The sequence below is a fragment of the Desulfuromonas versatilis genome (assembly GCF_019704135.1).
Taxonomy (GTDB): Bacteria; Desulfobacterota; Desulfuromonadia; order Desulfuromonadales; family NIT-T3; genus Desulfuromonas_A; species Desulfuromonas_A versatilis.
Genome location: NZ_AP024355.1, coordinates 3686467 through 3710488, shown reverse-complemented (window position 1 = coordinate 3710488; position 24022 = coordinate 3686467). Strand labels below are relative to the sequence as shown.

Annotated in this window: 26 protein-coding genes; 12 read left to right on the top strand and 14 right to left on the bottom strand. The window is 64.8% G+C overall.

The window, feature by feature from the left end; translation table 11 throughout:
* The first annotated feature begins 1 nt into the window (after position 1).
* Positions 2-829, top strand: a complete 828-nt coding sequence (locus DESUT3_RS16685; RefSeq protein ID WP_221249597.1) for a CvfB family protein — start codon at positions 2-4, stop codon at positions 827-829.
* 77 nt (positions 830-906) lie between these two features.
* Here DESUT3_RS16685 and DESUT3_RS16680 read toward each other — a convergent pair whose 3' ends face one another.
* On the bottom strand, positions 907-1335 hold the full coding sequence (locus DESUT3_RS16680) for an FKBP-type peptidyl-prolyl cis-trans isomerase (RefSeq protein ID WP_221249596.1): 429 nt from the start codon (positions 1333-1335) through the stop codon (positions 907-909).
* A 242-nt stretch (positions 1336-1577) separates the two neighbouring features.
* Here DESUT3_RS16680 and DESUT3_RS16675 point away from each other — a divergent pair, with 242 nt between their 5' ends.
* The 3 genes from DESUT3_RS16675 (at position 1578) to DESUT3_RS16665 (ending at position 4683) form a co-directional block, all read left to right on the top strand.
* Positions 1578-2912, top strand: a complete 1335-nt coding sequence (locus DESUT3_RS16675) for a DEAD/DEAH box helicase (RefSeq protein ID WP_221252586.1) — start codon at positions 1578-1580, stop codon at positions 2910-2912.
* Positions 2913-3156: 244 nt separating this feature from the next.
* The gene (locus DESUT3_RS16670; protein WP_221252585.1) at positions 3157-3357 is read left to right on the top strand and encodes a cold-shock protein; all 201 of its coding nucleotides are present in this window, start codon (positions 3157-3159) and stop codon (positions 3355-3357) included.
* A gap of 81 nt (positions 3358-3438) precedes the next feature.
* Positions 3439-4683 (top strand): MFS transporter, encoded by a 1245-nt coding sequence (locus tag DESUT3_RS16665; RefSeq protein ID WP_221249595.1) that lies wholly within the window; start codon positions 3439-3441, stop codon positions 4681-4683.
* A gap of 28 nt (positions 4684-4711) precedes the next feature.
* Here DESUT3_RS16665 and DESUT3_RS16660 read toward each other — a convergent pair whose 3' ends face one another.
* The 3 genes from DESUT3_RS16660 to DESUT3_RS16650 are packed head-to-tail and all read right to left on the bottom strand — an operon-like array spanning position 4712 to position 7788.
* A complete protein-coding gene (locus tag DESUT3_RS16660) occupies positions 4712-4858 on the bottom strand; it encodes a hypothetical protein (RefSeq protein ID WP_221249594.1) in 147 nt (48 codons plus the stop codon).
* Between the two features lie 23 nt (positions 4859-4881).
* Complete coding sequence (locus tag DESUT3_RS16655; protein WP_221249593.1) at positions 4882-5949, bottom strand: type IV pilus twitching motility protein PilT; 1068 nt, start codon at positions 5947-5949, stop codon at positions 4882-4884.
* Positions 5950-5997: 48 nt separating this feature from the next.
* Positions 5998-7788, bottom strand: a complete 1791-nt coding sequence (locus DESUT3_RS16650) for a DUF4388 domain-containing protein (protein WP_221249592.1) — start codon at positions 7786-7788, stop codon at positions 5998-6000.
* Between the two features lie 450 nt (positions 7789-8238).
* Between DESUT3_RS16650 and DESUT3_RS16645 the strand changes: the two genes are divergently transcribed.
* Both DESUT3_RS16645 and DESUT3_RS16640 read left to right on the top strand, forming a co-directional pair.
* Positions 8239-9276: a GMP reductase gene (locus DESUT3_RS16645; RefSeq protein ID WP_221249591.1), complete on the top strand. Its 1038-nt coding sequence runs from the start codon at positions 8239-8241 to the stop codon at positions 9274-9276.
* 48 nt (positions 9277-9324) lie between these two features.
* On the top strand, positions 9325-9777 hold the full coding sequence (locus DESUT3_RS16640; protein ID WP_221249590.1) for an intradiol ring-cleavage dioxygenase: 453 nt from the start codon (positions 9325-9327) through the stop codon (positions 9775-9777).
* A 14-nt stretch (positions 9778-9791) separates the two neighbouring features.
* Here DESUT3_RS16640 and DESUT3_RS16635 read toward each other — a convergent pair whose 3' ends face one another.
* Positions 9792-10406: an arylesterase gene (locus DESUT3_RS16635; protein ID WP_221249589.1), complete on the bottom strand. Its 615-nt coding sequence runs from the start codon at positions 10404-10406 to the stop codon at positions 9792-9794.
* Between the two features lie 110 nt (positions 10407-10516).
* Here DESUT3_RS16635 and zupT point away from each other — a divergent pair, with 110 nt between their 5' ends.
* A complete protein-coding gene (gene zupT / locus DESUT3_RS16630; protein WP_221249588.1) occupies positions 10517-11329 on the top strand; it encodes a zinc transporter ZupT in 813 nt (270 codons plus the stop codon).
* Between the two features lie 29 nt (positions 11330-11358).
* Here zupT and DESUT3_RS16625 read toward each other — a convergent pair whose 3' ends face one another.
* Both DESUT3_RS16625 and DESUT3_RS16620 read right to left on the bottom strand, forming a co-directional pair.
* Entirely contained in the window at positions 11359-11736 is a 378-nt protein-coding gene (locus tag DESUT3_RS16625) for a hypothetical protein (protein ID WP_221249587.1), read from the bottom strand.
* Between the two features lie 88 nt (positions 11737-11824).
* Positions 11825-13036, bottom strand: a complete 1212-nt coding sequence (locus DESUT3_RS16620) for an EAL and HDOD domain-containing protein (protein ID WP_221249586.1) — start codon at positions 13034-13036, stop codon at positions 11825-11827.
* A 215-nt stretch (positions 13037-13251) separates the two neighbouring features.
* Between DESUT3_RS16620 and DESUT3_RS16615 the strand changes: the two genes are divergently transcribed.
* Positions 13252-13911, top strand: a complete 660-nt coding sequence (locus tag DESUT3_RS16615; RefSeq protein WP_221249585.1) for a thiopurine S-methyltransferase — start codon at positions 13252-13254, stop codon at positions 13909-13911.
* A gap of 43 nt (positions 13912-13954) precedes the next feature.
* Here DESUT3_RS16615 and mgtE read toward each other — a convergent pair whose 3' ends face one another.
* A complete protein-coding gene (mgtE, locus tag DESUT3_RS16610) occupies positions 13955-15343 on the bottom strand; it encodes a magnesium transporter (RefSeq protein WP_221249584.1) in 1389 nt (462 codons plus the stop codon).
* A 242-nt stretch (positions 15344-15585) separates the two neighbouring features.
* Here mgtE and DESUT3_RS16605 point away from each other — a divergent pair, with 242 nt between their 5' ends.
* Positions 15586-16701, top strand: coding sequence for a TlpA family protein disulfide reductase (locus DESUT3_RS16605; RefSeq protein ID WP_221249583.1), 1116 nt, complete (start codon positions 15586-15588; stop codon positions 16699-16701).
* Between the two features lie 31 nt (positions 16702-16732).
* Entirely contained in the window at positions 16733-17629 is an 897-nt protein-coding gene (locus DESUT3_RS16600) for an AEC family transporter (RefSeq protein WP_221249582.1), read from the top strand.
* A gap of 235 nt (positions 17630-17864) precedes the next feature.
* Here DESUT3_RS16600 and DESUT3_RS16595 read toward each other — a convergent pair whose 3' ends face one another.
* From DESUT3_RS16595 to hflK, 5 genes are all read right to left on the bottom strand, one after another.
* Positions 17865-18098 (bottom strand): hypothetical protein, encoded by a 234-nt coding sequence (locus tag DESUT3_RS16595; RefSeq protein ID WP_221249581.1) that lies wholly within the window; start codon positions 18096-18098, stop codon positions 17865-17867.
* Positions 18099-18218: 120 nt separating this feature from the next.
* Complete coding sequence (locus DESUT3_RS16590; protein ID WP_221249580.1) at positions 18219-19076, bottom strand: transglutaminase family protein; 858 nt, start codon at positions 19074-19076, stop codon at positions 18219-18221.
* A gap of 102 nt (positions 19077-19178) precedes the next feature.
* Entirely contained in the window at positions 19179-20258 is a 1080-nt protein-coding gene (locus DESUT3_RS16585) for an ADP-ribosylglycohydrolase family protein (RefSeq protein ID WP_221249579.1), read from the bottom strand.
* Between the two features lie 199 nt (positions 20259-20457).
* Positions 20458-21387, bottom strand: a complete 930-nt coding sequence (hflC, locus tag DESUT3_RS16580) for a protease modulator HflC (RefSeq protein ID WP_221249578.1) — start codon at positions 21385-21387, stop codon at positions 20458-20460.
* Entirely contained in the window at positions 21384-22412 is a 1029-nt protein-coding gene (hflK, locus tag DESUT3_RS16575) for an FtsH protease activity modulator HflK (RefSeq protein ID WP_221249577.1), read from the bottom strand. The genes hflC and hflK overlap by 4 nt, the downstream gene beginning before the upstream one ends.
* A 218-nt stretch (positions 22413-22630) precedes the next feature.
* On the opposite strand from hflK, the gene DESUT3_RS16570 reads away from it, so the two are divergent.
* Both DESUT3_RS16570 and DESUT3_RS16565 read left to right on the top strand, forming a co-directional pair.
* Positions 22631-22888, top strand: coding sequence for a YheU family protein (locus DESUT3_RS16570; RefSeq protein ID WP_221249576.1), 258 nt, complete (start codon positions 22631-22633; stop codon positions 22886-22888).
* A complete protein-coding gene (locus tag DESUT3_RS16565) occupies positions 22885-23730 on the top strand; it encodes a class I SAM-dependent methyltransferase (protein WP_221249575.1) in 846 nt (281 codons plus the stop codon). The genes DESUT3_RS16570 and DESUT3_RS16565 overlap by 4 nt, the downstream gene beginning before the upstream one ends.
* 49 nt (positions 23731-23779) lie before the next feature.
* Here DESUT3_RS16565 and DESUT3_RS16560 read toward each other — a convergent pair whose 3' ends face one another.
* A complete protein-coding gene (locus DESUT3_RS16560) occupies positions 23780-24013 on the bottom strand; it encodes a hypothetical protein (protein WP_221249574.1) in 234 nt (77 codons plus the stop codon).
* Between the last annotated feature and the right edge of the window lie 9 nt (positions 24014-24022).

Genomic DNA, 24022 nt, shown 5'->3' with positions numbered 1-24022 from the left:
CATGTACCAGATCGGACGCATCAATACCCTGAAAATCAATCACCTCGACGAGAAGGGGGCCTGGCTGCAGGCCGGCCGCCACCAGATCCTGCTCCCGAAGGCGGAAGTTCCCACCGGGGCCGCCGCGGGCAAGCGGCTCGATGTGTTTCTCTGCCGCGACAAGGAGGGGGACGTGGTCGCCACCCTCAAGCGCCCCCTGGCCCAGGAGGGGGAGTTCGCCCTGCTCAAGGTCAGGCAGGTCACCTCCTTCGGGGCCTTTCTCGACTGGGGGATGGAAAAGGACCTGCTGGTCCCCTTCGGCGAGCAGCCCGAGCGGATGCAGGTCGGGCGCAAGTACCTGGTAAAGATCTGCCTCGACTCCCTGGGGCGGCTGGTCGGCACCGCGCGCATCGACAAGTGCCTGGAGGCCGAGCAGATCGACCTGCGCGAGGGGGAGGAGGTCGAGCTGATTCTCTGGCAGTTCACCGACCTGGGAGCCAAGGTGATCGTCAACGACCTCTACCAGGGGCTGCTCTACAAGGACGAGATCCGCAGCGGGCTCAAGCGCGGCGACCGGCTCAAGGGGGTGGTCAAGCACCTCCGCGAGGACAACAAGATCGACGTCACCCTGCGCAAGGGGGGGAAGGAGGAGACCGAGGGGGCCATGGCGGTCATTCTCGCCGCCCTGGAAAAGAGCGGTTCGCTCCCCCTCCACGACCACAGCCCGCCGGAGCAGGTTCGCCAGGTGCTGGGGATGAGCAAGAAGACCTTCAAAAAGGCCGTGGGCGGGCTCTACAAGGCCGGCCGCCTCGAGCTGAGCGGCGAGGGGATCCGTCTGAAGCGCCCCTGACCCGCCACTGGCCAAAGGCTGAAACGACAAAGGCGACCCCGAGGGGCCGCCTTTGCTTGTTCCTGGCTTCTAATTGGTCAGACGATTTCGACCAACTCGATCTCGAAGGACAGATCCTTGCCGGCCAGCGGGTGGTTGGCGTCGATGGTCACCTTCTGCTCGTCGACGGCGGTCACCGTGACCATGACCGGCTGGCCGTCGCCGCCCTGGGCCTGCAGCTGCATGCCGACCTCGGGGGTCAGCCCCGGCGGGAGCTGGCTGCGCTCGACCGCGATGACGATCTCTTCGCGGTGCGGGCCGTAGGCCTGCTCGGCGGGGATGTTCACGGTGCGGGTTTCGCCCACGGTCATGCCGACGACGCCCTGGTCGAACCCTTTGATGAGCTGTCCCCCGCCCACGGTGAACTCGAGGGGGTCGCGCTCGCGGGAGCTGTCGAAGACCGTCCCGTCGGCCAGGGTTCCGGTGTAGTGGACCTTGGCGGTGTCGCCGTTTTTAAGCTGTGCCATGCTGTCTCCTTTGTGTCTGGCGTTGGATTTATCTAGCTACCCTAGCAGATCGACCCGGCACAAGGCAAATTTGCCTGCTGAGACCCTGCTCCGCTGCCGGCCCTTGACAGCGCTTCCCCGCTGCTGGTATGGTGGCTCCAGTTCAAGCTGTTCCCGGAAAAAACGAAGCCATCGTAAGCCCCGGAATGTCTCCCGGGGCTTTTTTTGTAGTTCCTGAAAATCATTAAGGATTCAAACATTTGATCAATTTCGATGCATTTCAGCTCCACCCCAAGGTGGCCGCAGGCGTCAGCGCTGCCGGCTACACCACCCCCACCCCGATCCAGACCAGGGCCATCCCCATGGTCATGCAGGGCCGCGACGTCATGGGCCTGGCCCAGACCGGCACCGGTAAGACCGCGGCCTTCGGTCTGCCGATCCTGCATCGGTTGATGCAAGGGCCGCGCGGCCATGTCCGCGCTCTGGTCATTGCCCCGACCCGCGAACTGGCCGAGCAGATCCACCAATCGATCAGCAGCCTCGGTGCCCAGACCCGCCTGCGCGGCCTCACCGTCTACGGCGGGGTGGGGATTAACCCCCAGGTGGAAAAACTGCGGCGCGGGGCGGAAATTGTCGTCGCCTGCCCGGGGCGTCTGCTCGACCACATCGGCCAGGGGACCATCGACCTCTCCAGGCTCGAAGTGCTGGTGCTCGACGAGGCCGACCAGATGTTCGACATGGGCTTTTTCCCAGACATCCGGCGGATTCTCAAGAGCCTGCCGCGCCAGCGCCAGACCCTGCTGTTCTCGGCCACCATGCCCGAAGAGATCCGCAAGCTGGCGCATGAAGTGCTCAGCGACCCCGCTACCGTGCAGGTCGGCACCGTGGCCCCGGCGGTCACCGTCAGCCATGCCCTCTACCCCGTCGAGCAGCATCTGAAGACCCCTCTGCTGCTCGAGCTGCTGCAGCACACCGATACCGAGTCGGTGCTGGTATTCACCCGCACCAAGCACCGCGCCAAGCGTCTCGGCGAACAGCTCGGCAAAGCCGGGTACCGGGCGGCCTCGCTGCAGGGGAATCTGTCCCAGAATCGCCGTCAGGAAGCCCTGAACGGGTTCCGCAGCGGCACGTTCCAGATCTTGGTGGCCACCGATATCGCCGCCCGGGGCATCGACGTCAGCCAGGTCTCCCATGTCATCAATTACGACATCCCGGACACCCCCGAGGCCTACATCCACCGCATCGGCCGCACTGGCCGGGCCGCGCGCAGTGGCGATGCCTTCACCCTGGTGACCGGCGAGGACGCCGGCATGGTCCGTTCTATCGAAAAGGTCCTCGGCGCTGCTCTCGAGCGACGCCTCCTGGCTGGTTTTGATTATTCGGTCGTCGCGCCCCCCCGGGCCGAAGGACCCGCGGGCCGGCCCCGCCGGGCCGCCCCGGTGTCTGCCAAAGAGAACGCGGCCGGCCAACCTCGCCGAGCGGGGGACTCCCCCCGCCCCGGCCGAGGCGGCAAGGGCGGCGGTCGCGGGCGCAGCGCCTCGGGGCGCTCGCGTCGCGGGACCGGAAACAACCAGCCCAGTAAGGGGTTGGAAAAATAATGTTCTAAAAAAATACCAGTTAAGAAAAAAACATCTTGCTTTTTGATGGATACCTGTCATATAAAACAAAAAGTTAGGCATGCTGGGTAAGGGATGGGACGCCGGGCTGGAAGGGCCGGTCCATGAAAAAAAGAAGGCAAGCCGCACAGGCAAATGGGGCCCTGCGGTTTTTTCTTTGGCGTCTTGTTCAACCACGCATGCAAAAAAGGCTCAACAGGAATTGAGCGAGCAAAAGGAGCAGAAAATGGCAGAAGGTAAAGTTAAGTGGTTCAATGACGCAAAAGGTTTTGGTTTCATCGAGCAGGACAACGGTCCTGACGTTTTCGTGCACTTCTCGGCGATTCAGTCCGAAGGCTTCAAGTCCTTGGCCGAGGGCGAGCGCGTAAGCTTCGACGTTCAGTCGGGCGCCAAGGGCCCCCAGGCCGCCAACGTGCGGAAAATCTGATTTTTCGTACAGCATTAGCGCACTCAAAAAGCCCCGAAGGCAACTTCGGGGCTTTTTTTATCTCTGCTCGCAGAAGTCCTCATGATTGACAAGTCTTCCCGCTGGCCGTTTCACTACGGCTGGGTGATCGTACTTACCGGTGCCCTGACACTTTTCGCCTGCCTGGGGCTGGCCCGTTTCGCCTTCGGCATGCTGCTGCCGGCCATGCGCGAGGGGCTCGGCCTGAGCTATGACCAGATGGGGTGGACCCGCACCGGCAATTTTGTCGGGTACCTGGTTTCCGTGGCCCTGGCTCCGCTTCTGATCAGGCATTGGCGGCCCCGGGCGACGATGGTTTTCGGGCTGCTGCTGATTGCCCTGTGCATGCTGGGGATCAGCATCTGTCACGGGTTGCTGCCGGTGGTGTTCCTGTATGCCCTGGTCGGGGTCGGCAGCGGCTTTGCCAACATCCCGGTGATGGTGCTGGTCTCTCACTGGTTCCGGCGCGAGCGCCGGGGGCGGGCTGCGGGGATGATGGTCATGGGCAACGGCGCGGCCATCATCTTCTCCGGGATCCTGATCCCGTGGCTGAACCGCCTGCTGGGCCCCCAGGGGTGGCGCACCGGTTGGCTGGTGCTGGGGCTGATCACCTTGGCGGCCGGCCTGTTGGCGGCGGTCCTGGTGCGCAACGACCCGGCGGAGATGGGCCTGGAACCCGTTGGGCGCAAAGTTCCCCTGCCGACTGCCCTGGTCGAGGAGCAGAGGGAGGCCGGCAGCGGCCGCATCCTGGCCCAGCTGGGGTTGCTCTACCATATTTTCGGGGCCACCTACATGGTCTATGGCACGTTCATCGTGACCACCATGGTCGTGGAATTCGGCTTTGCCGAGGCCAGGGCCGGCATGTTCTGGTCCTGGGTGGGGTTTTTCAGCCTGTTCTCCGGGGTCGGCTTCGGGACGCTTTCCGACCGGGTCGGCCGCAGGGGCGGGCTGGGAGTGGTCTTTGCCATCCAGACCCTGGCCTACCTGCTGGCCGGTTCCGCGGCGGGCGAAGCAGCCCTGCTGCTTTCGGTGATGCTGTACGGCCTCTCGGCCTTTGCCATCCCGACCATCATGGCGGCAGCGGTGGGCGACTACCTGGGGCTTGCCCGCGCTCCGGCGGCTTTCTCCCTGATCACCGTATTCTTCGCCATCGGCCAGGCCCTGGGCCCGGGCGCCGCCGGGCTCGCGGCCGAAGCGGCCGGCAGCTTCACCATCAGTTTCCTGGCCGCCGCGGCGCTCACCGCCTGCGGCGCGCTGCTGACCTTGCTGCTCCCCCCGCAGGGCGCAAAAAAGGGGGGGCGGGCCTGATTGGCCTGCCCCCCCCGGTTCTTACCGATTACCAGTGCCCCCCCGGTCGGGTGATCGGATGAGAGTACTTGCTTGGGGAGTGCTCCTTCTTGCCGACCCGGTAGAGTCCAAAGGCTAGCAGCGAGACGGCCGCCAGCACCGCGCACACCTTCAACAGATTTTTCAGCGCATTCATGGCCGCCCCTTTCCGGTCCAGACTCAGGTGAAAGTCAGCATCCGCTCGAAGTCCATCGAATTGGTGACCCGCTTGGCGCTCTCCAGGGTGATGATGTTGCGCTGGCAGAGCTGCAGCAGGTGCTGGTCGAGGGTCTGCATGTGGTACTGGACGCTGCCGTTTTCGATGTGCTTCTTGATTTCGTCCAGGCGCCCCTCGCGGATGCAGGCTTGGATGGTGGTGGTCGTGCGCATCACCTCGACTACGGGGATGACCTGCTCGCCGGTCTTGTCCTTGATCAGGCGCATGGAGACGGTGGCGACCAGGATGTCCGCCAGGCGCTGGCGGATGATTTCCTGGGCGTCGGGCGGAAAGTAGCCGACCATGCGGTTGATGGTGGAGGCCGCGTTCTGGGTGTGCAGGGTTGAGAAGACCAGGTGTCCTGTCTCGGCCGCCTTGATGCAGGCGTCGATGGTCTCGAGGTCGCGCATTTCACCGACCATGATCGCGTCGGGGTCCATGCGCAGGGCGGCCTTCAGGGCACTGCTGAAGTTCTCGGTGTCGATCCCCACCTCGCGTTGGATGATGCAGCTTTTCTGCGAGGTGAAGAGAAATTCGATGGGATCCTCGATGGTGATGATGTTGTAGCTGTAGGTCTCGTTGATGTGGCGCAGCATCGAAGCCAGGGTCGTCGACTTGCCGTTGCCCGTGGGGCCGGTGACCAGGATCAGGCCGTTGGGGGCCTTGACGATTTCGGCGAGCACCGCGGGCAGCTTCAGCTCCTTGAAGGTGCCGATGTTGGGGGGGATGACCCGCATGACGATGCCGATGTGGCCGCGCTGCCGAAACACGCTGACCCGGAAGCGTCCGCCGTTGGACAGGGCGTAGGAGGCGTCGAATTCCTTGAAATCTTCCGGGAGCTTGCGGCCGTTCTGCTCCATGATCCTGGTGGCGATGAATTCCGTGTCTTTGGGTGTCAGCTTGGCCAGTTTGGAGCGGATCAGCTGACCGCGGCCCCGGAAAAAAGGCGGATTGTCCACTTCGAAGTGCACATCCGAGACGCGCTTTTCGAAGGCGATTTCCAAAATCTGGTTGAAGGTTTTCGAGTCCATGAACGTCCCCTTGTCTTGATCTGCTCCGGCTCGGCGCGGGGCCGAGGCTCAGGGTGCGATTTTCTCCAGTTGCTTGCGGTAAAGGCAGTTTTCCATAACCGTACCGGCGTGGCCGGCAAGGATTTCCAGCAGTTCCAACTGCACCGGCGCAGCCGGCCTGTCTCCGAAATCGGCATAGGTGACGGCGATGGTCCTGCCCCGGGCTTTCAGCGGCAGCAGCAGGATATGCGGGGAGGCCGGGGCGCCGATTTCCCCAAATACCTGGTCCCTGATCGCCCCGTCGGCGGCCTCGCCGAAGAAACAGCCGCCGCTCTCGATCACCTCGCTTAGCTGCCCGGAGCCCGCCAGCGGAACGGTAAACCGCAGCGGCGCGCCGGCTCCCCGGTCTTTGGGTCTCCCGATGCCGATGCCCCTTTCGGCCATCAGTTCTTCCTTGCGCACCACGAAGGTCAGCGCCCGTTCGAACATCTCGGCGGTGAAGCCGAGCATCGCCAGGGAAACCTCCGGGGCTTCCTTGAGATCCCGCAGGCGGGAGATGCCGTCACGGAACCGGCCCGACAGCTTTTGCTCCTGTTCGAGGAAATACCCCTTCAGGTATTCCCGGAAAGTGTCCAGAAACAGGATGAAACCGGCCACGAAGCCCGCTGCGTTTATTTGCGCCGGCTTGGGCAGCACCGCACGCGCCCCGTCGCGAAGAGCCTGCAGCGCGAACTCTCCCTCCCCGGGCGGCGCCAGTTGGATCAGGGTGATCCGGGAGTATTTCCTTATTTTCTGCCGGCGAAGCTGGACCATTGCCTCCCGCGACTGGCCTCCGGGCCCTTCGCCGGGGGCATCGAAAACCAGAACCGGCACGATCCCCTTGGAGAGCGACTGGTCGATGATCGGATCCAGGTCGGCGGGTTCCGCGGCGACGAATATGAGCATGCCGTCCTGCTTGCAGGTGGTCATGACGGTGTGAACCAGCAATTCGTCCTGGCTGAACAGGACGATTCCCCGGTTTTTGCCAAGGGGCCTGAGGGGGGTGTCGCCACAGCCGGCGGGAGCCTGGCTGCGCAACAGAAAGTCGATCAGGGCCTCCTGCTCTTCGGGCGTCGCCCCCGGGATGGTTTCACTGATTTTCTGGCGATGAAGCTTGCAGGGATCGAAGACCTCCAGGCCGGAGAACGTCTCGGGGATTTTTTTCTCGAGCAGGTCGAGGTCCGCCAGCCCCAGATCCTCGGCGGACAGGAAAGACCCTACCTGCTCCTGGGCTTCCTCCAGCACCACCGCCTCCTCGTCATCCCCGTCCTCCTCGTCTTCCTCGTCCTCGACGATCAGCCCGTCACGCACCTTCTCGTCGTAGATGCGCAGGGCATCCATCAACACCATCTGGGCATCCAGGCAGATTTCCTGGTGGAGGTTCTCCGGGAAATAGCGGTATTCATCGGAGATGGACAGGTTGTCGACGTCCAGGGAAAATGTCCCCCGGCGCCAGCTCACCATCTCGACCACCGTGACCTGGATCAGTCTCTCCAGGCCCTTCAGGGCCGCCTTCCTGTTGACCAGGCCCCCCTCGACGAGGGTGGCGATCAGGGGCTTCCGGCCATCTCCCGCGCTCTGTTGACCGGCCAGGGCCCGCTCCAGGGTCTCGGCGGTGATGGCCTTCATCTCCAGCAGGATGTTGCCGATGCGCAGCCCGGTGTTGGAGTGGTTGGCGCCGACGAGAAAGCCGTTTTTGAAGACGATCTGGTTCTCCGCCTTACGCCCGCGGACGCAGAGCGTCCCCGATTTGCGCGTGGAGTTCAGCAGCTGGATAACATCGACAATCGACAGGTGTTCCAAATCACCGGTAAAGGACATCTGCATATTCTCTCTTATTCAGCTCAGGCTCAGCCAGTCAGTTTCTGACGGTAGGGACTGGCACGCCTCTGCCCTTGGGGTTCCGAGGGTGCGGACGATTGGGATCAAAACCAATGAATACGCAAATACCATTCCAAAAGGAAGATGGAGGGGCTCGTTTCCCCTGGGTATAACTTCCGGCGTGCTCCCTAGGCGGTTGTCGGTGTCAGAAGGACGAGCGGGGCAGGATAGACCGGGTCAAATTTCCGGCGCAACAGGGCAGCGGGCGGGCTTGGCCGGGCCGCCGGGAGTCGCCCCGGCCCGGATAATTTCTGCAAGCGGGCCAGCGGCTCGGGCCCTTGCCCGCTCTAAACTCACGAATTCAGGTATTCACCTGAAAAAATTGGTATTCTGGCTGCAAGAGCGGAAACAATCGAGATGTTCGAACCTGCCAACGGAAAGGAAGCCGCCATGCGCATCGAAAGTGATCTGAAGCTGGGGTTCAAGGACGTATTGATCCGGCCCAAGCGCTCCACCCTGAAAAGCCGAGCCCAGGTGGTTCTCGAACGCACCTACACGTTTCTGCACAGCCGTCGGCAATGGACCGGGGTGCCGGTGATCGCTGCCAACATGGACACGGTGGGGACTTTCGAGGTGGCCAGGGTGCTGGCCCGGCACGGGATGCTGACCGCCATCCACAAGCATTACAGCGTGGCCCAGTGGGGCGAGTTTCTGGCCCAGGAAGACGCGGACATCTACCAGCGCATCATGGCCAGCACCGGGACCTCGGACCCGGACTTCGAACGGCTGAGCCAGATCCTGGAAAACCATCCAAAGATCGAGTTCATCTGCATTGACGTGGCCAACGGTTATGCCGAGGCCTTTGTGGAATTCGTGGCCAGGGTGCGGCAGAGTTTCGCCGACAAGACCATCGTCGCCGGCAACGTGGTCACCGGGGAGATGGTCGAAGAGCTGCTGCTCTCCGGGGCTGATATCGTCAAGGTGGGGATCGGGCCCGGCTCGGTCTGCACCACTCGGGTCAAGACCGGGGTCGGCTACCCGCAGCTCTCGGCGGTCATCGAATGCGCCGACGCCGCCCACGGCCTGGGGGGGCGGATCATCTCCGACGGCGGCTGCGTCTGCGCCGGGGACGTGGCCAAGGCCTTCGGCGGCGGGGCCGATTTCGTCATGCTCGGCGGGATGTTCGCCGGTCACGACGAGAGCGGCGGGCAGCTGGTGGAGCGCGGTGGGCAGCAGTACAAGCTGTTCTACGGCATGAGCTCCTCCACGGCCATGGAAAAGCATGCCGGGGGGGTGGCGGAATACCGCTCCTCGGAGGGGAAGACGGTGGAGGTGCCTTATCGCGGGCCGATCGAGGAGTCGGTCAAGGACATCCTCGGCGGATTGCGTTCGGCCTGCACCTACGTCGGGGCGGGGGCGCTGCGCGAGCTGACCAAGCGCACCACCTTCATCCGCGTTGCCGAGCAGGAGAACCCGGTCTATTCCTGACCTGGCGGGCTGCCGGCGCGGTGGTATAGTGATCTCATGGAGATCAGGATGCGAAATCTGCTAGCGCCCATTTTGCTGCTGCTCCTGGCTGCCGGCAGCCCGGCAGCGGAAGAGCCGGTGCGCTGCGAGCCGACCCGGCCCGATGCCCTGGGGCCTTTCTACGAACCCGGGGCGCCGCTGCGCGCCAGGGTCGGTTCGGGCTACCTGCTGGGCGGCAGCGTCCGCTCGGCGCTGGACTGTGCCCCGGTTCCCGGAGCGCAGATCGAGCTCTGGCTGGCGGGTCCGGCCGGGCGCTACGACGACGGACACCGGGCAACCATCTATGCCGACGCCGCAGGCAGCTATCGTTTCGAAAGCGATTTCCCTCCCGCCTACGGCGGGCGGCCTCCCCACATTCACATGCTGGTGCGGGCCGAGGGATTCAGGCCGCTGGTCACCCAGCACTACCCCGCCCCCGGAACGGCGGCGGCCACCTTCGACCTGGTGCTGACCCCGCGCTGAGCCGGGCGGAGCGATCAACCCCCCTGGGCATTTTCGATGAGTTCATGCAGGGCCGCGGCAAGCTTGCGGTAACCCTCGGCGTTGGGGTGGATGGTGTCGCTTTTCAAGGCCCGGTCGGTGAGCAGCTGGTGCAGGATCTCGCCATCGTAGGGCAGTCGATACTCGGCGGCGATCCGCTGGTAAAAATCGGGCGGCCGCACCAAAAGTCCCGGCTGGGGAACCCCCAGCAGCACCACCTCGATGCCATCGGCCCGGGCCAGTTCGATCATGGCGCGCAGGTTCGCCTCGATCCCTGCGAGATCGTGGCGGCGCAGCAGGTCGTTGCCGCCGTGGCAGAGAATAAGCAGGGCGGGCCGATACTCGGCGAGGATGGTAGGCAGGCGCTTCAGCCCTTCGGTCGATACCTCCCCGGGAACCCCGGCATTGACCACCCGGTGAGCGAGCAGCTGCTGGAGCACGTCGGGGTAGGCCTGGCCCCGCGGTGCCCCGGTGCCAAAAGTCAGGCTGTCGCCGAAGGCCAGCACCACCGCTTCCGGGGCCAGGGGAGACAGGGGAGGGGTCCTGTCGCAGCCGAGGATCGCCAACAGCAGCAACAGGGCGAGGGCAAAGATGCCGCCTGGTTTTCTCATGGATATGTCACCTCTGGGTCCTGCAGTTCAAGTTAAGGGCTTTTATCGCCGGCAATCCATGCTATATTGACCCGGATTGCCTTGCGGTATCTCTTTCAGGAGTGGAGGGAATGTTCGAGGGGAACTTGCTCTGGGCCTTCGGCCTGACCCTGTTCGCCGGCCTGGCCACCGGGGTGGGGAGCGCGGCGGCCTTTTTCGCCAAGCGCACCAATACCCGGCTGCTGGCCGTCGCCCTCGGTTTTTCGGCCGGGGTCATGATCTACGTCTCCTTTGTCGAGATCTTCGCCAAGGCTCGTGATGCCATGTCGCACGAGGTCGGGCTGCGCATGGGCTCCTGGGGCACGGTCCTGGCCTTTTTCGGCGGTATGCTGCTGATCGGCCTGATCGACAAGCTGGTACCGAGCTACGAAAACCCCCATGAAATGCACCGCATCGAAGAGCTGCAGAACGGTCGCCAGGAGCACTTCGACCCCCGGCTGCTGCGCATGGGGGTGTTCTCGGCGCTGGCCATCGCCATTCACAACTTCCCCGAGGGGCTGGCCACCTTCACCGTCGCCATGAAGGACCCCCAGCTCGGGTTGCCCATCGCGGTAGCCATCGCCATCCACAACATTCCAGAGGGGATCGCGGTATCCATCCCGGTTTACTACGCCACCGGCAGCCGCCGTCGGGCGTTTCTGCTCTCCTTCGCCTCCGGTTTCGCCGAACCCTTGGGCGCCCTGGTCGGCTATTTCCTGCTCTTCCCCTTCATGACCGACGTGCTTTTCGGGGTGCTGTTCGCCGGGGTGGCGGGGATCATGGTCTTTATCTCCCTCGACGAACTGCTGCCCGCCGCCCGTGAGTACGGCAAGCATCACTTTTCGCTCTACGGGCTGATCGGCGGAATGGTGGTGATGGCGCTGAGCCTGCTGCTGTTCCTTTAAGGGGGTTTTTCAGAGCCGCCTCCGAGGTCCTAGCCCGCCGGGTAGGGATTTTTCGGGTCCGCCTTCAGGCGCAGATCGAGCAGATCGAGCAGGGTCTGGGCGGCGCTCCGGGGAGGCAGTCGCAGCAGGCGCCGGTGCAGATCGGGCAGCCCCCCGGGGATGTTGGCCAGCAGGTAGTCGAGGGCGCTGCGCTGGTCGCGCTGGTGGCGCAGGCGCAGCAACTCGCGGGCGGTGCGCACCTGGGCCAGGGTGCTGCCGGTCGCCAGCCCCCATTCCATGAGGCGGAAAACGGGCAGAACCGCCGGGTGGTCGGCGATCCCCGCCTGCTTGAGCTTGAGCGCGGCGACCTGGTTCAACGGCTCAAGGCGCAGGCGATTCAGCTCCTGTTGAAAAATATCCTCGGGCATTGCCGGCTTCTCCCCTCTGCCGTTGTGCGGCTCTACAGCACATATTATGGCAGGGTTGGGGCCTGGGTCAAAGGCCGGCGGGGAGAACTCAGATCCTCGAGGTCTGACGGACCCAGCGGATGGCCGTCATGAAGCACTCCTGGAGCGGGGTTTTCGCCAGCCCCAGGCCTGTGGCCAGCTCCTCCATGAGAGCCCAATCCCCCCGCTCGATGGAGACGACCAGGTCAAGGAGCTGACGCAGCGGGTTGGATTCGCCGAGCAGGGCCCGGCGGATGTCCTCCTCCATGGGGATCTCGGCGAGAATCTGCGGCATCGGCCGGTCGAGGATGGCATCGAGCAGGGAAAACAGGCCCATCAGGAAACATTCGGCGGTGCGCGCCTGGAGCCCGGCGGCGGGGGCGAGCAGCTCGCACAGTTTGGCCCGCACCTGAGCGCAGGCCACCAGGGCGTCCGGTTTGTCGAGGGCCAGGTTGGTCAGGGCGAGCAGGGAGGCCCACTTGCGGATCTCGTTCTCCCCCAGCAGCGCCAGGGCCTGGCCGATGGAGGTGACCCGGCGGCGCAGCCCGAAGGCCGCCGAATTGATGTATTTCAGCAGCTTGTAGGAGACGGAAACCTCGCCGTGGATGGTCTGCTCGAGCTGGCGGAAGTCCATTTCTGGCGAGTTGATCTCGCGCAGGATGCGCAGGTAATGGAGCTTGCTCGCCGGGATGTCCCGGCGTGAGACGATGACCGGCCTGCTGAAGAAATACCCCTGGAAGTAGTCGTACCCCATCCCCAGCGCCTGTTGGAAGACCTCCTGGGTTTCGACTTTCTCGGCCACCAGCTTGATCCCGCGGGGGGCCAGGGCCTCGGCGAGTTCCCCGCAGCGCGGCAGAGGGGTTGCGAGAAAATCGACCTTGATGATGTCGACGTACTCGAAAACCGGCTCGTAGGCGCGCCGGTAGACGAAGTCGTCGAGGGCGACGGTGAACCCGGCGTTCTTGAGCCGGCGACAGGCGCCGATCAGGTCCTCATCCGGGTCGATGGTCTCCAGGATTTCGGCGACCACCGTCTGGCGCGGCAGCACGGTGGTGTAGTCCTTGACCAGGATGTTGCGGGTCATATTGATGAAGGCGCGGGTGCCGTCGGTCATCTCGTCGATGCTGAACAGCAGGAAACTGTCGGCGATCACCCGCGAGGAGGCTTCGTCGAAGTCGGGGCAGTCGAAGTAATTTTCCAGACCGCTGCGAAACAGCAGTTCGTAGCCGAAAATCTTCTGCTTGCGGTCGAAAATCGGCTGTCTGGCGATAAAGCGTTCCAAGGTGGCCTCGCTGGGTGACAAGCTCTGTAGAATATGACGCACAGGGGCAGGTTAAGCGATTCAGAGCATGAATGATGCCAGCTTTGCCCATCCGGTCGTGGCACGCAGAACAAATTCCGGCAAAGTACCGGGGATCAGCTCATGGGAAAATCGCCGCGGCCGCCAGGAACAGCGGTCGGGGTTGGATCGAAACAACCGAAATCAAGCGAGGATGGATGGACAAGCAGTTCTGGATCAACCGCTGGGAGAAAAATGAGCTCGGCTGGCACATGACCAGCGAGCACCCTTACCTGCGGCGGTTTTTTTCCCGCCTGCAAACGGGCCCCGGTGAGCGGGTTTTCGTCCCCTTGTGCGGCAAGAGCCCGGATCTGCTCTGGCTTGCCCGCCAGGGGGCCGGGGTGGTCGGGGTGGAGCTGAGCCGGCAGGGGGTCGAGGCCTTTTTCGCCGAAAACCGCCTGGCCGTCACCCGGCAGGAGGTTGGTGCGGAGTTGAGCCACTACCGCAGTGGGGAAATCGAGGTGTTCTGCGGAGACCTGTTCGCCATTTCGCGGGACCATCTCGGCGGGGCAAGGGCCGCCTACGACCGCGGCTCGCTGGTGGCGTTGCCGCCGGCCATGCGCGGCCCCTACGCCGCCCGCATGGCCGAACTGCTCCCCTCCGGCAGCCGGGTGCTGCTGGTCAGTTACGACTACGACCAGCAGCAGGCCGCAGGCCCGCCCTTCGCCGTGCCCATCGCGCAGATCCGCGAGCTTTTCCACCCGGCCTTTGCCGTGGAACTGCTGGCCGAGGAGGATGCCCTGCCGACCCACCAGGGGCTGCAGCAGCGCGGGGTGACCAAACTCACCGAGTTCGCCTGTCTGCTGATTCGGCAATGAGTTTTCAGAATTCTGGATTCTGGCTCCTGGATTCCCGGGTTTTTCACCCCCCGCTCAGCCGCGGCAGGACCGCGGTAGCGAAGCTGAGCACGAAAAAGAAGCCGGCCATGTCGGTGACCGTGGTCAGCAGCGGACTGGAGACCAGGGCCGGGTCCATCTTCAGGCGCTTGAGCAGCAGCGGTAGCAGCCCGCCGAGGGTCACGGCCACCAGGGTGTTGGCGGCCAGCGCGCCGCCGACCACCAGCCCCAGGTAGTAGTTGTTCTTCCAGAAAAAGGCCACGGCCCCCAGCAGCAGGCCCAGGGCCAGGCCGTTGACGACGCCGAGGCTCGCCTCCTTGGCCATGACCCGGAGCAACTCGCCGGGGCGCACCAGGCCGAGGGAGAGCTCGCGCATGCTGACCGCCACCGCCTGGTTCCCCGAACAGCCGCTCATGTCGCTGACCATGGGCAAAAACACCGCCAGGGCGATGGCCGCCGCCAGGGTGTCCTGGTAGATGGCGATGACGCTGGCGGCGATGATGTTGAGCACGATGTTCAGGCTCAGCCACGACAGGCGGCGGCCCGAGCGCACCAGCAGCGGCATGCTGCGGAATTCCTCGCCACCGATGATGCCGCTGAGGCCGAGAAACTGCCTGACCGAACGCTTGCGGCCTGCCTCCTCCACCGCTTCGGGCAGCACCACTCCCTGCAGGCGGTTTTGCTCGTCCACCACCGGGGCGCCGAAGAGGCGGTGCTCCTCGAAAAAGTCCCGCAGCCGGTCCAGCCCCGCGTCCACCCGGACCTTGTGCGGGTCGCGGATCATCAGCTGGCTCAGCGGCGCGGCGTGCACGGGAAACAGCAGATCGTGCATGCGCAGCACCCCGCGCAGCCGCTGCCGCTCGTCGGTCACGTAGAGGTACTGCACGTTGTAGTCGGCGTAGGTTTCCCGGTTGGCCTGCAGGTCGGTCAGCACGTCGCTGATGCGCTGCTCCTCGCGGTAGGCGAGGCATTCGGAGATCATCAGCCCCCCGGCGGTATCGGGCGGATATTCGAGGAACTGGCGGGCCTCCTCGGCTTCTTCGGGGGCCATGTTGTCGAGGATGGCCGCCGCGCTGTCCTCGTCCATGTCCCCCAGCAGGTCGGCGATGTGGTCGCTGTCGAGTTCCTCGAGGATGGCGGCGGCGTGGGCCGGTGACAGTTCCTCGATCATGTCCGCCGCCTGGGTCTCGGAGATGTCCTCGAGCACCTCCGCCGCATCCGCCGGGGAAAGCAGGGTCAGCAGGCGGCTCTGGTCCTCGGAGCTCAGGCGGGAGATGGCCAGGGCCGTCTCGGTGGGGCTCATCAGGTCGAGAAAGGCCAGCAGCGGCTCCGCCTCGCCGGCGGTGACCAGCTCGTGGAGGTTTTCCCAGGGTTTTTCCAGGGCGTTGATGTCGATCTTGGCGTCGGCTGTCATGGAGATGTCCTTGGGTCGGGGGACAGAAAATGCATGGTCCGAAGGGGCGTTTGCGGCAAGAGGATACCGGAGACGGCTCCGTTTAGCCAGGCCAGGGAGAAAAAAAACCGCTTTCCGGTTCTCTTGCGGGATCCCCGGGAGGCGGGGCAAGTGTGCCCAGGCAGCTTTCGAAGCTAGTGAAATCGAGTGTTTCAGGCGTCTTCTTTGGATGGTCGGCGCCGCAATTTACCAGGGAGGATAGGATGGCAGGTCGTTTTTCGATAATTTTGTTGCTGGTGCTGGCGACCCTCGGCCTCGCCGGCGCCGCCTCTGCCCAGCAGGGGCGGCTGATCGCCTTCGGCGATCGCTTTCCCGAGGTGGCCCTGCCGGTGCCCCCGCAGGCCGAGGCCAGGGACTACCTGGGCATTGCCCCGGGGGAGAGCTTCGCGCTGAGCGGGGTCAAGGCCGAACTGGTGCTGGTTGAGTTGCTCAACGTGCACTGCCTGCATTGCCAGATGCAGACCCGTCCCTACAACCGGCTGGTCGAGCTGATCGAGGAGAACCCCGCCACCCGCGGCCGGATCAAGCTGCTGGCGGTGGCGGTGGGCAACGTCCCCGAGGAGGTCGGCGCCTTTGTCGAGAAGTTCCAGGTGCGCTTCCCGGTGCTGCCCGATCCGCGTTTCACCATCTACCGCGCCCTGGGCGGGCAGGCCACGCCGTTTTCCATCTACGTCCGCCAGGATCGCCCGGGCAGCGAGGGGGTGGTGGCCGGCACCCACCTCGGCACCAACTTCGACCATGAACAGCTGCTGGCGGAGTTGCAGCGCCTGGCCGGCGCCGATCTCGAGGAACTGCGTCGCCAGGGGGAGGCTGCGGTGAAGGTGCGCAGCGCCGTGACCTCCATGTTCTCCGAACAGGAGCTGGATTTGCGGGTGCGCAACGCCTTTATCAACACCGGCGGGCGGATCCTCAACGTCATGCCCCTTGATCTGCGCAGCGGCCGCCGCGTCTACACCGCGCTGATGCAGCAGGGCGAGGAGCGCCGCCGCCTGTTCGCCGAAGTGACCAGCCGCAGCGCGGTCTGCGACATCTGCCACGACGTGCACTTCATCTACGTTTTCGAGCCGACGGGAAAGGTGGTCGGCTTCGAACCGCTGCACCTGACCAAGTACAAGAACCATGTCTGGACCGCCGCGGAGGTGGAAATCATGCGCCGCCGCGTGGTCGGGACCTACCTCAGCGCGCCGCCCCCATTCGACCCCAAGATCGACGCGGTCACCTCGGCCACCATGACCTCCGCGATCATTTTCGACAGCCTCGCCCAGGGCGAGGCGCTGCTCGCCGAGCTGCGGGAGAAAGGGCTGATCGCTGTCCCCTGAGCCGGAACCCGGGGGCGCGGATTAACCTGCCATGGATAACTTCGTACTGATCGGGGTGTTCGTCACCCTGGGGATGCTGTTCCGGCGCCTCGAGGCCTTCCCGGCCGACTCGGCCCAGGTCCTCAACATGTTCGCGCTGTACGTCTCGCTGCCGGCCCTGATCCTGCTCAAGGTCCCGCAGTTGAGCTTCAACCGTGAGGTGCTGGTGGCCGCGGTGGTCCCCTGGGGGATGCTGCTGCTCTCGGTGCTGCTGGTGCTGGCGGCGGCGCGGGCCTGGAACTGGCCGCGGGCTACCACGGGGGTGCTGTTGCTGGTGGTGCCGGTGGGCAACACCTCCTTCATGGGGGTGCCGATGGTGCAGGCCTTTTTCGGCGCGGCGGGGGTCCCCTTTCTGATCATCTACGACCAGATCGGCACCATGCTGATCTTCGCCACCTTCGGGTCGCTGGTCCTCGCCCTCTACGGCAAGGAGGGCGGCCTCAACCTGCCGGCGGTGGCCCGGCGGGTGCTGCTCTTTCCCCCCACGGTGGCGCTGGCCGCCGGGCTGGCTCTGCGTGGCTGGCCTTACCCGGAACGGCTGGTGGCGGCCCTGCAGGATGTCGCCGGCACCCTGACCCCGCTGGTGATGACCGCCATCGGCCTGCAGCTGCGCTGGCGGCTGCGCCGCTCGGTGCTCGCCCCGCTCGGCTTCGGGCTGGGGGTGAAGCTGTGCCTCGCCCCGCTTGCAGCGCTCGCCGTCTGCCGCCTGCTCGGGTTGCAGGGGCTGGCGACGGACATCGCCATCTTCGAGGCGGCCATGCCTCCCATGGTCACCGCTGGCGCCCTGGCGGTGGCGGCAGGGATGGAGGCCGAGTTGGCCGTGGCCTTGGTCGGGCTCGGGATCATCTTCTCTTTCGGCACCCTGCCGCTGATCTACCTGCTGCTGTAACCGGGGGGAAGGCTTCCGCGGTCCAAATCTGAAGGGCGGCCCTGCGGCCGCCCTTTTGCCTGAATAAATCTGCCTGCCGTCTGCAATTCTCCGTCGCCTGGAAAGTGGGGCGGGGTGATTTTCCCTGGTGGGCCGGCTGCCCGGTGGGTTGATGAGGTGGAGGGTTTGCTCTTGGTAACCTGACTTTTTTCCGCCAGGATTGCCGCCCCGTCCCCCCCTCCGGGGCCGTAACGGGTCAGTCCTCGGTTCTGCGCTGGTCGCCGGATGCTTCCAGCAGTGGTTTGAGAAACTTCTCGAAAGTGACCTGCTGTTTGGCGGTCAGCAGATCGAAATGCCCTTCGTTGTCCAGCAGAAAGGTGCCGACGCCGATGACGGTTCTCGGCAGATAGCCGGTTCCGCTGACGATCGTTTCGATCTCGTCGATGCGGTTGGTAATCAGGTTGTGCAGCGCGTCCAGGTCGATGTCCATGTTTGGGGCTCCGGCGAGGTTGATGGGGCTTTTGGGGGGACTATATAGGATCGCGCGCCGCCGTTCAAGGACGCAAGTGAACCCTGTTCCCCTCAGACCATCCGCGCCGCGCCCGCCTGCTCAGAAGGCCACCACCCTGACATCGACGATCAGGGCCGGTGGCGGCCCGGTCATGCCGAAGAAACTCCCGGCCACCGGGGGGACCGCCTCGGGACGGCGGGCCACCGCCACGGGGATATGGCGGCTGCCGGTTACCTCGCCGCCGGTCGGGTCGAAGCCCTTCCAGCCCGGCCCGGGCAGGTAGACCTCGGCCCAGGCGTGGGTTGTGGTGGACCACTGCTCCGAGTGGGGCAGGTGGCCATAGCCGCTGACAAAGCGGCTGGCCAGGCCCAGGCAGCGGCAGGCCGCGACGAACAGCGCGGCGAAGTCGCGGCAGGACCCACGGCCCCAGGCCAGGGTTTGCGCCGGGGACTGCACCCCCATTTCTTCGCGCAGGGTGTAAGCGAACTGGCTGGCGATGGTTTTGCTCAACCGATCGAGCAGAGCATAGGTCTGCATGGCGGGCGAGCCCAGGCCCAACTGGTCGAGCCAGCTGCGGATGGCCCCCTGGTCCTCGGGGTAGACCAGCTGCAGGTAGGGGGTCAGATCTGGCAGATCCTGGGGTGCATAGTGGAAAGGGTAGTTGACGGCGTAGTCCGCGACGAGAAAATCGAGCGGATTCTCCAGGTAATGCTGAATGACCACTTCACTGGTTATCGAGAGGGTTTGCGCCGCCTCGAGAAATTCGACCACGGCCACGGCATTGTCGAGAACGTCCCGGTGCCACTTGACCCTATGCGCGGGGAAGATCGTCAGGGCCGAGGATTCGATATGCACCTCGGGCCCTTCCCGGGGGCGCAGCCGCAGGGTGTGGGGATGCAGGGTGACGGGGACCGAGTATCGGTATTCGGTGAGGTGGGTGATTTTCAGACGACGCAAGGCTTAAAACCTCCGGGTTCGCTGCGACTCACCGGGCTGTGTCCCGGTTGCCTGACAGCAGGGGGCGGGTTCGCGCCCCAGGGGCTTCTCGACCACTCCTGCTCAGGAGTTCGCCTGGGAAGCGAGGGTCTCGGCCAGCCGGCAGAGCGTCTGAGTTTCCTCGAGCCCGTCCAGAAAGCGTTCGGGTATACCCGCCAGGCCCACCTGGGCGCCGACCAGGGCGCCGGCCAGCATGGCGCGGGCCTGGTTCTGGCCGCCGCCGTTGACCGCGTGGAGCACGGCGGCCTCGAAATCGTCGCGGAAGCGGGCGGCCAGGTAGTAGGCCGCCGGCAGCTGGTGGTAGATGGCGCAGGGCATGCCGTAGACGATGGCAACCTTCCAGGCCGGTTCGATGCGGATCTGCGGGTCGGCGGCGGCCGCCGCCATGTGCGAGGGGGTCAGCAGCGCGTCGGGGGAGGCGAAGCGGCCGGCGCGCGGCGGGTCGGGGTCGCCCGGGCGGGGGGGCTGCAGGTTGTCGCCGGTCACCGCGTGAAACGGCAGGGCGCCGCTTTTTACCTGCTGCATCAGCCTGCCCGAGAGCCGCGCGTCCAGGGAGTGCCCCTGCACCAGCAGCCCCAGCACCGCGCCGTAGGCCACGGTCATGGAAACCACCGTCTCGTCGACCTGGGTAAGGATGGTGTTGCTGGTGACGGCGGCGGCCAACTGGGCGGGCTCGCGGGCGTAACGCACCGCCAGCGCCAGGGTGCGCTCGATCGCCTCGGTGGTGTCGGCGTGGCCGCCGGTGCGCCCCCAGGGCTGCCTGCGCTGCAGCCGCTGGCGCCACAACTCGCGGATCGACTGGCTGGTGTAGCCGCCCGGGCCGTTGACCGGGGTGCCGTCGAGAAGGGGCAGCAACTCTTGGTCGAGGCGGCGGCAGAAGTCCACCTCGTCGTATCCCTCGCAGCTGACCAGCGAGTCGAGAAGCATGCGCAGGATGAACCCCGGCTGGGAAAGCTGGCCGGCCTTGAGCCCGGCGTGATAGCGGCCGGGCCGGGGGGCGGTGTAGCCGTCGATCCAGTCGCCGTAGTCGCGGCGCATCTCCGCCAGGTCGTAATACCAGTGCGGCCCCATCCCCAGGGACTCACCGATGAAGGCGCCCATGATGGCGCCCACCGCGCGGTCCTGAAAGGTTTTTTCGCTCATGGTTGCTCCCTTCTCCGGTATGTTGGCAAATCGGAGCCCGAGTGCCCGGCCGGCGAAGCCGGCCGGGTTGGTTATGCTCAAAGGTTAGCAGCCGCAAGGCGGGGTTCAAGCAGGCAGGACAGGGGGAGGGAATGGAACCGCCCTCACCCCGGCCCTCTCCCTGAGGGAGAGGGGCTTTCGGGGCGAGGGTGGCGGGCTGCTAGCGTGAGCGCTGCAGGTAGCGGTAGAACTCGGCGTCGGTGGAGAGCACCAGCCGGCCGTTGTCGCCGACTGCCTTGCGGTAGGACTCGAGGGTGCGGACGAAAGCGTAGAAATCGGCGTCGCGACCGTAGGCGGCGGCGTAGATGCCGGCGGCTTTGGCGTCGGCCGCGCCGCGGATCTCCACCGAGCGGCGGTAGGCCTCGGATTCGATGGCCTTGAGCTCCTTCTGCATCTGGCCGAGGATGTCGGCCTTCTCCCCCTCGCCCTCGGAACGGTACTGGGCGGCCACCTTCTTGCGTTCGGAGATCATCCGCTCGTAGACCCGCTGGCGCACCTGCTCGACGTAGTTGATCCGCTTGATCTGCACGTCGATCAGCTCGATGCCGTATTCGGGGGTGCTGGCGCGGGCCTGCTGCAGGATGTCGGCGAGGATCTGCTCGCGGCCGATCAGATCCTCGCTGTTGACCGGTATCCCTTCCAGGTCGATCACCTCGCGGGTCCCCGCGGGGGCCTTGTACTCCTTGCCCCGCACCAGTTCCAGCAGCAGGTGGCCGGAAACCGCGTCGCGCACCACCGAATCGAGGATGTCGTCGAGGCGGCTCTGGGCGCCGCGCTCGGTGGCCACGGTCTTGAAGAACAGCAGCGGGTCGACGATCCGCCAGCGAGCGGTAGTGTCGACCCAGATGTACTTCTTGTCCTTGGTCGGGATCTGGTTGGGGTCGCCGTCCCATTTCATGATCCGCTTCTGGAAGCGGCGCACCTCCTGCAGCAGAGGGGTCTTGAAATGAATTCCGGCCTGCTTGATGTCGCCCACCGGCTTGCCGAACTGGGTGACCAGGGCCTGCTCGCCCTCCTCGACCACGAACAGCCCGCTAAAGCCCGTCAGAGCGACCAGAACGATCACCACCATGAGGATTGACTGTTTCATTGGGCGGCCCCTCCTTTCTTGTCGCTGCGCAGCGGCAGCAGGGGCAGCGCGGCAGTCCCCTGTTTATCCATCACGTAGACCTCCTCCAGTTTCGGCAGCACCTCCTCGAGGGTCTCCAGGTAGAGCCGCCGCCGGGTCACCTCGGGGGCCTTGCTGTACTCGGTAAGCAGCGCCAGAAAGCGGTTGGTTTCCCCCTCGGCCTTGTTGATGCGCTCGATGGCGTAGCCTTCGGCTTCCTGGATGGTGGCGTTGGCCACCCCCTTGGCCTTGGGGACCTCGCGGTTGTACTGCTCTCGGGCCTGGAACACCAGGCTCTCCTTCTGCTGCTCGGCCTCGTTGACCTCGTTGAAGGCGGCCTTGACCGCTTCGGGCGGATTGACGTCCTGGAACTTGACGGTGACGATGCGCACGCCGATGTCATAGGCGTTGAGAATCCCCTGCATCTCCTTTTCGATAGCCGAAGCGAGCACCGCCCGCTCGGTGGTGAGCACTTCGGTGACGTTGGAGTTGCCGACGACCTTGCGCACCACCGCCTCGGAGATGTCGCGGATGGTCTCTTCGGGGGCGTTGATGCGGAACAGAAACTTGTAGGGGTCGGCGATCTGGTACTGGACGATCCATTCGATGTCGCTGACGTTCAGATCCCCGGTGAGGGTCAGGGATTCCTCGTCCAGGTCCTTCTTCGAGTAGGCGGTGCGCACCCCGGCCTGGACGGTGCGAAAGCCGAACTCCTCCTTGAGCACCCGCCCGGTCTTGACCAGGTAGGCCCGGTCGATGCCGAAGGGGAGTTTGAAGTGCAGCCCCGGCTCGGCGAACCCGCTGAAGCGGCCGAAGCGCAGCAGCACCCCGGTCTCCTCGGTGCCGACCTGGTAGAAGCTGCTGCTGCCGCCGATGAACAGCAGCACCAACAATACCACCCAAGCCAGGCCCGCCCCCGGTGGCCGGAAGCGTTTGACGCGGTCGGCCAGCTGGATGATTTTCTGCTCCACCTCCTTGCCGTCCTTGCCCCAATCCCAATCCTGCATGAATCCTCCCTGGTTCGTGGTTGCGCAGTGAAGCCCTGCGCTTCGGGACCCCGTAGCTTGAAGTGCGAAAGAGTCCGATTCAGGGCAGTCAACCACACCTCCGGCCAAAAGGCAACTGCAGGCGCCGGCATGAAAAAACCTAAACAAGAATTTTCTACCCGAAGTTGCTACACTACGGCTGTCTGGATACGCGAAGATATTTCCCTTGGAGGAGACGTTTGACTCAGAAGAATGCGACCGATCACAACGAAGAGGGGATCGAGGTTCCGCACCAGGAACTCAACCCGCAGACGCTGCGCAACCTGATCCGCGAGTTCGTCTCGCGCGACGGGGCGGATTGGGCCGAGGCCGGCTGCTCCCTCGAGGACAAGGTGGCCCAGGTGCTCGCCCAGCTGAGATCCGGCCAGGCCAGGGTCGTTTTCGACCTCAGATCGCAAACAGCCAACATCGTTTCTCGCGAGGCAAGTCGCCGATGAGCGAGCCAAGCTGGTATTTCCACGCCGAGCTGGCCCGCCAGATTCTCCAGGCCATGACCCGGGGTCTGCCGAGTGTCGAGATTTCCGTCGACTTGAACATCTCCCGGACCAGCTTGCCCCTCGATTCCGAGGGGCTTATTCTCGGTGCCGATAACCGCCTGAACAAAGCGGAGCTGGAGTGGATTGCGGGCCGGGAAAACCGGATCTTCTGCCTCGAACAGGGCCGCCTCGAGGTGCTCGAGGCCCGGGGCGAGGGGTATTACAAGCTGGTTCCCACCGAGGGGGCGCCGCTGCTGGAGATCAGCGGGGTGAAGATGCACATCTCCAAGGGGATCGACCCCTTCGAGAGCGCCGGGCAGATGGCCGCGCAGGTGGTGAAAAAGGGGAGCCGGGTGCTGGATACCTGCAGCGGGCTCGGTTACGCGGCCTCGGCGGCGCTCCGGCTCGGCGCCCGCGAGGTGGTTTCGGTGGAGAAGAGCACCACGGTGATGGCGCTGCGCGCGAGAAACCCCTGGTCGCGGGGGATCTTCGGCGCCAACATCCAGCTGGTTCACGCTGATATCGACGATTACATCCGCGGCCTCGCGGCCGAATCCTTCGATGTAGTGATCCACGATCCGCCCCGCTTCTCCCTCGCCGGGGAGCTCTACGGCGAGCGTTTCTACCGGGAAATCCACCGGGTGCTGAAGCGCCGCGGCGCGCTGTTCCATTACACGGGCAACCCGTATCTGGCCAAACGCGGCGGCAGCTTCATGGACCAGGCCGCCAGGCGGCTCAAGGAGGCCGGTTTCGCCAAGGTGGTCCCAGTCGTAGCATTGATGGGGCTCAGCGCCCTGAAATAAGCCCCCGTTTTCCCCCCTCCCCGCACTTCTTTGCGTTCCCCGCGAAGGTTCAGTCGTCGCCTGCCTGTTGCCGGGGGCGCGCTTCCAGCAGCGGCTTGAGAAACCTTGCAAAGGTCACCTGCTGCTTGGCGGTCAGCAGGTCGGTGTTCCCATCGTTGTCGAGAAAAAAGGTGGCCACGCCGATGACCGTTCTCGGCAGATAGCCGGTTCCGGACACATACTCCTCAATTTCCTCGGTTCGGTGGCTTATCAGGTGGCGCAGCGCGTCCGGGTCGATCTCCATGTTCGGTTC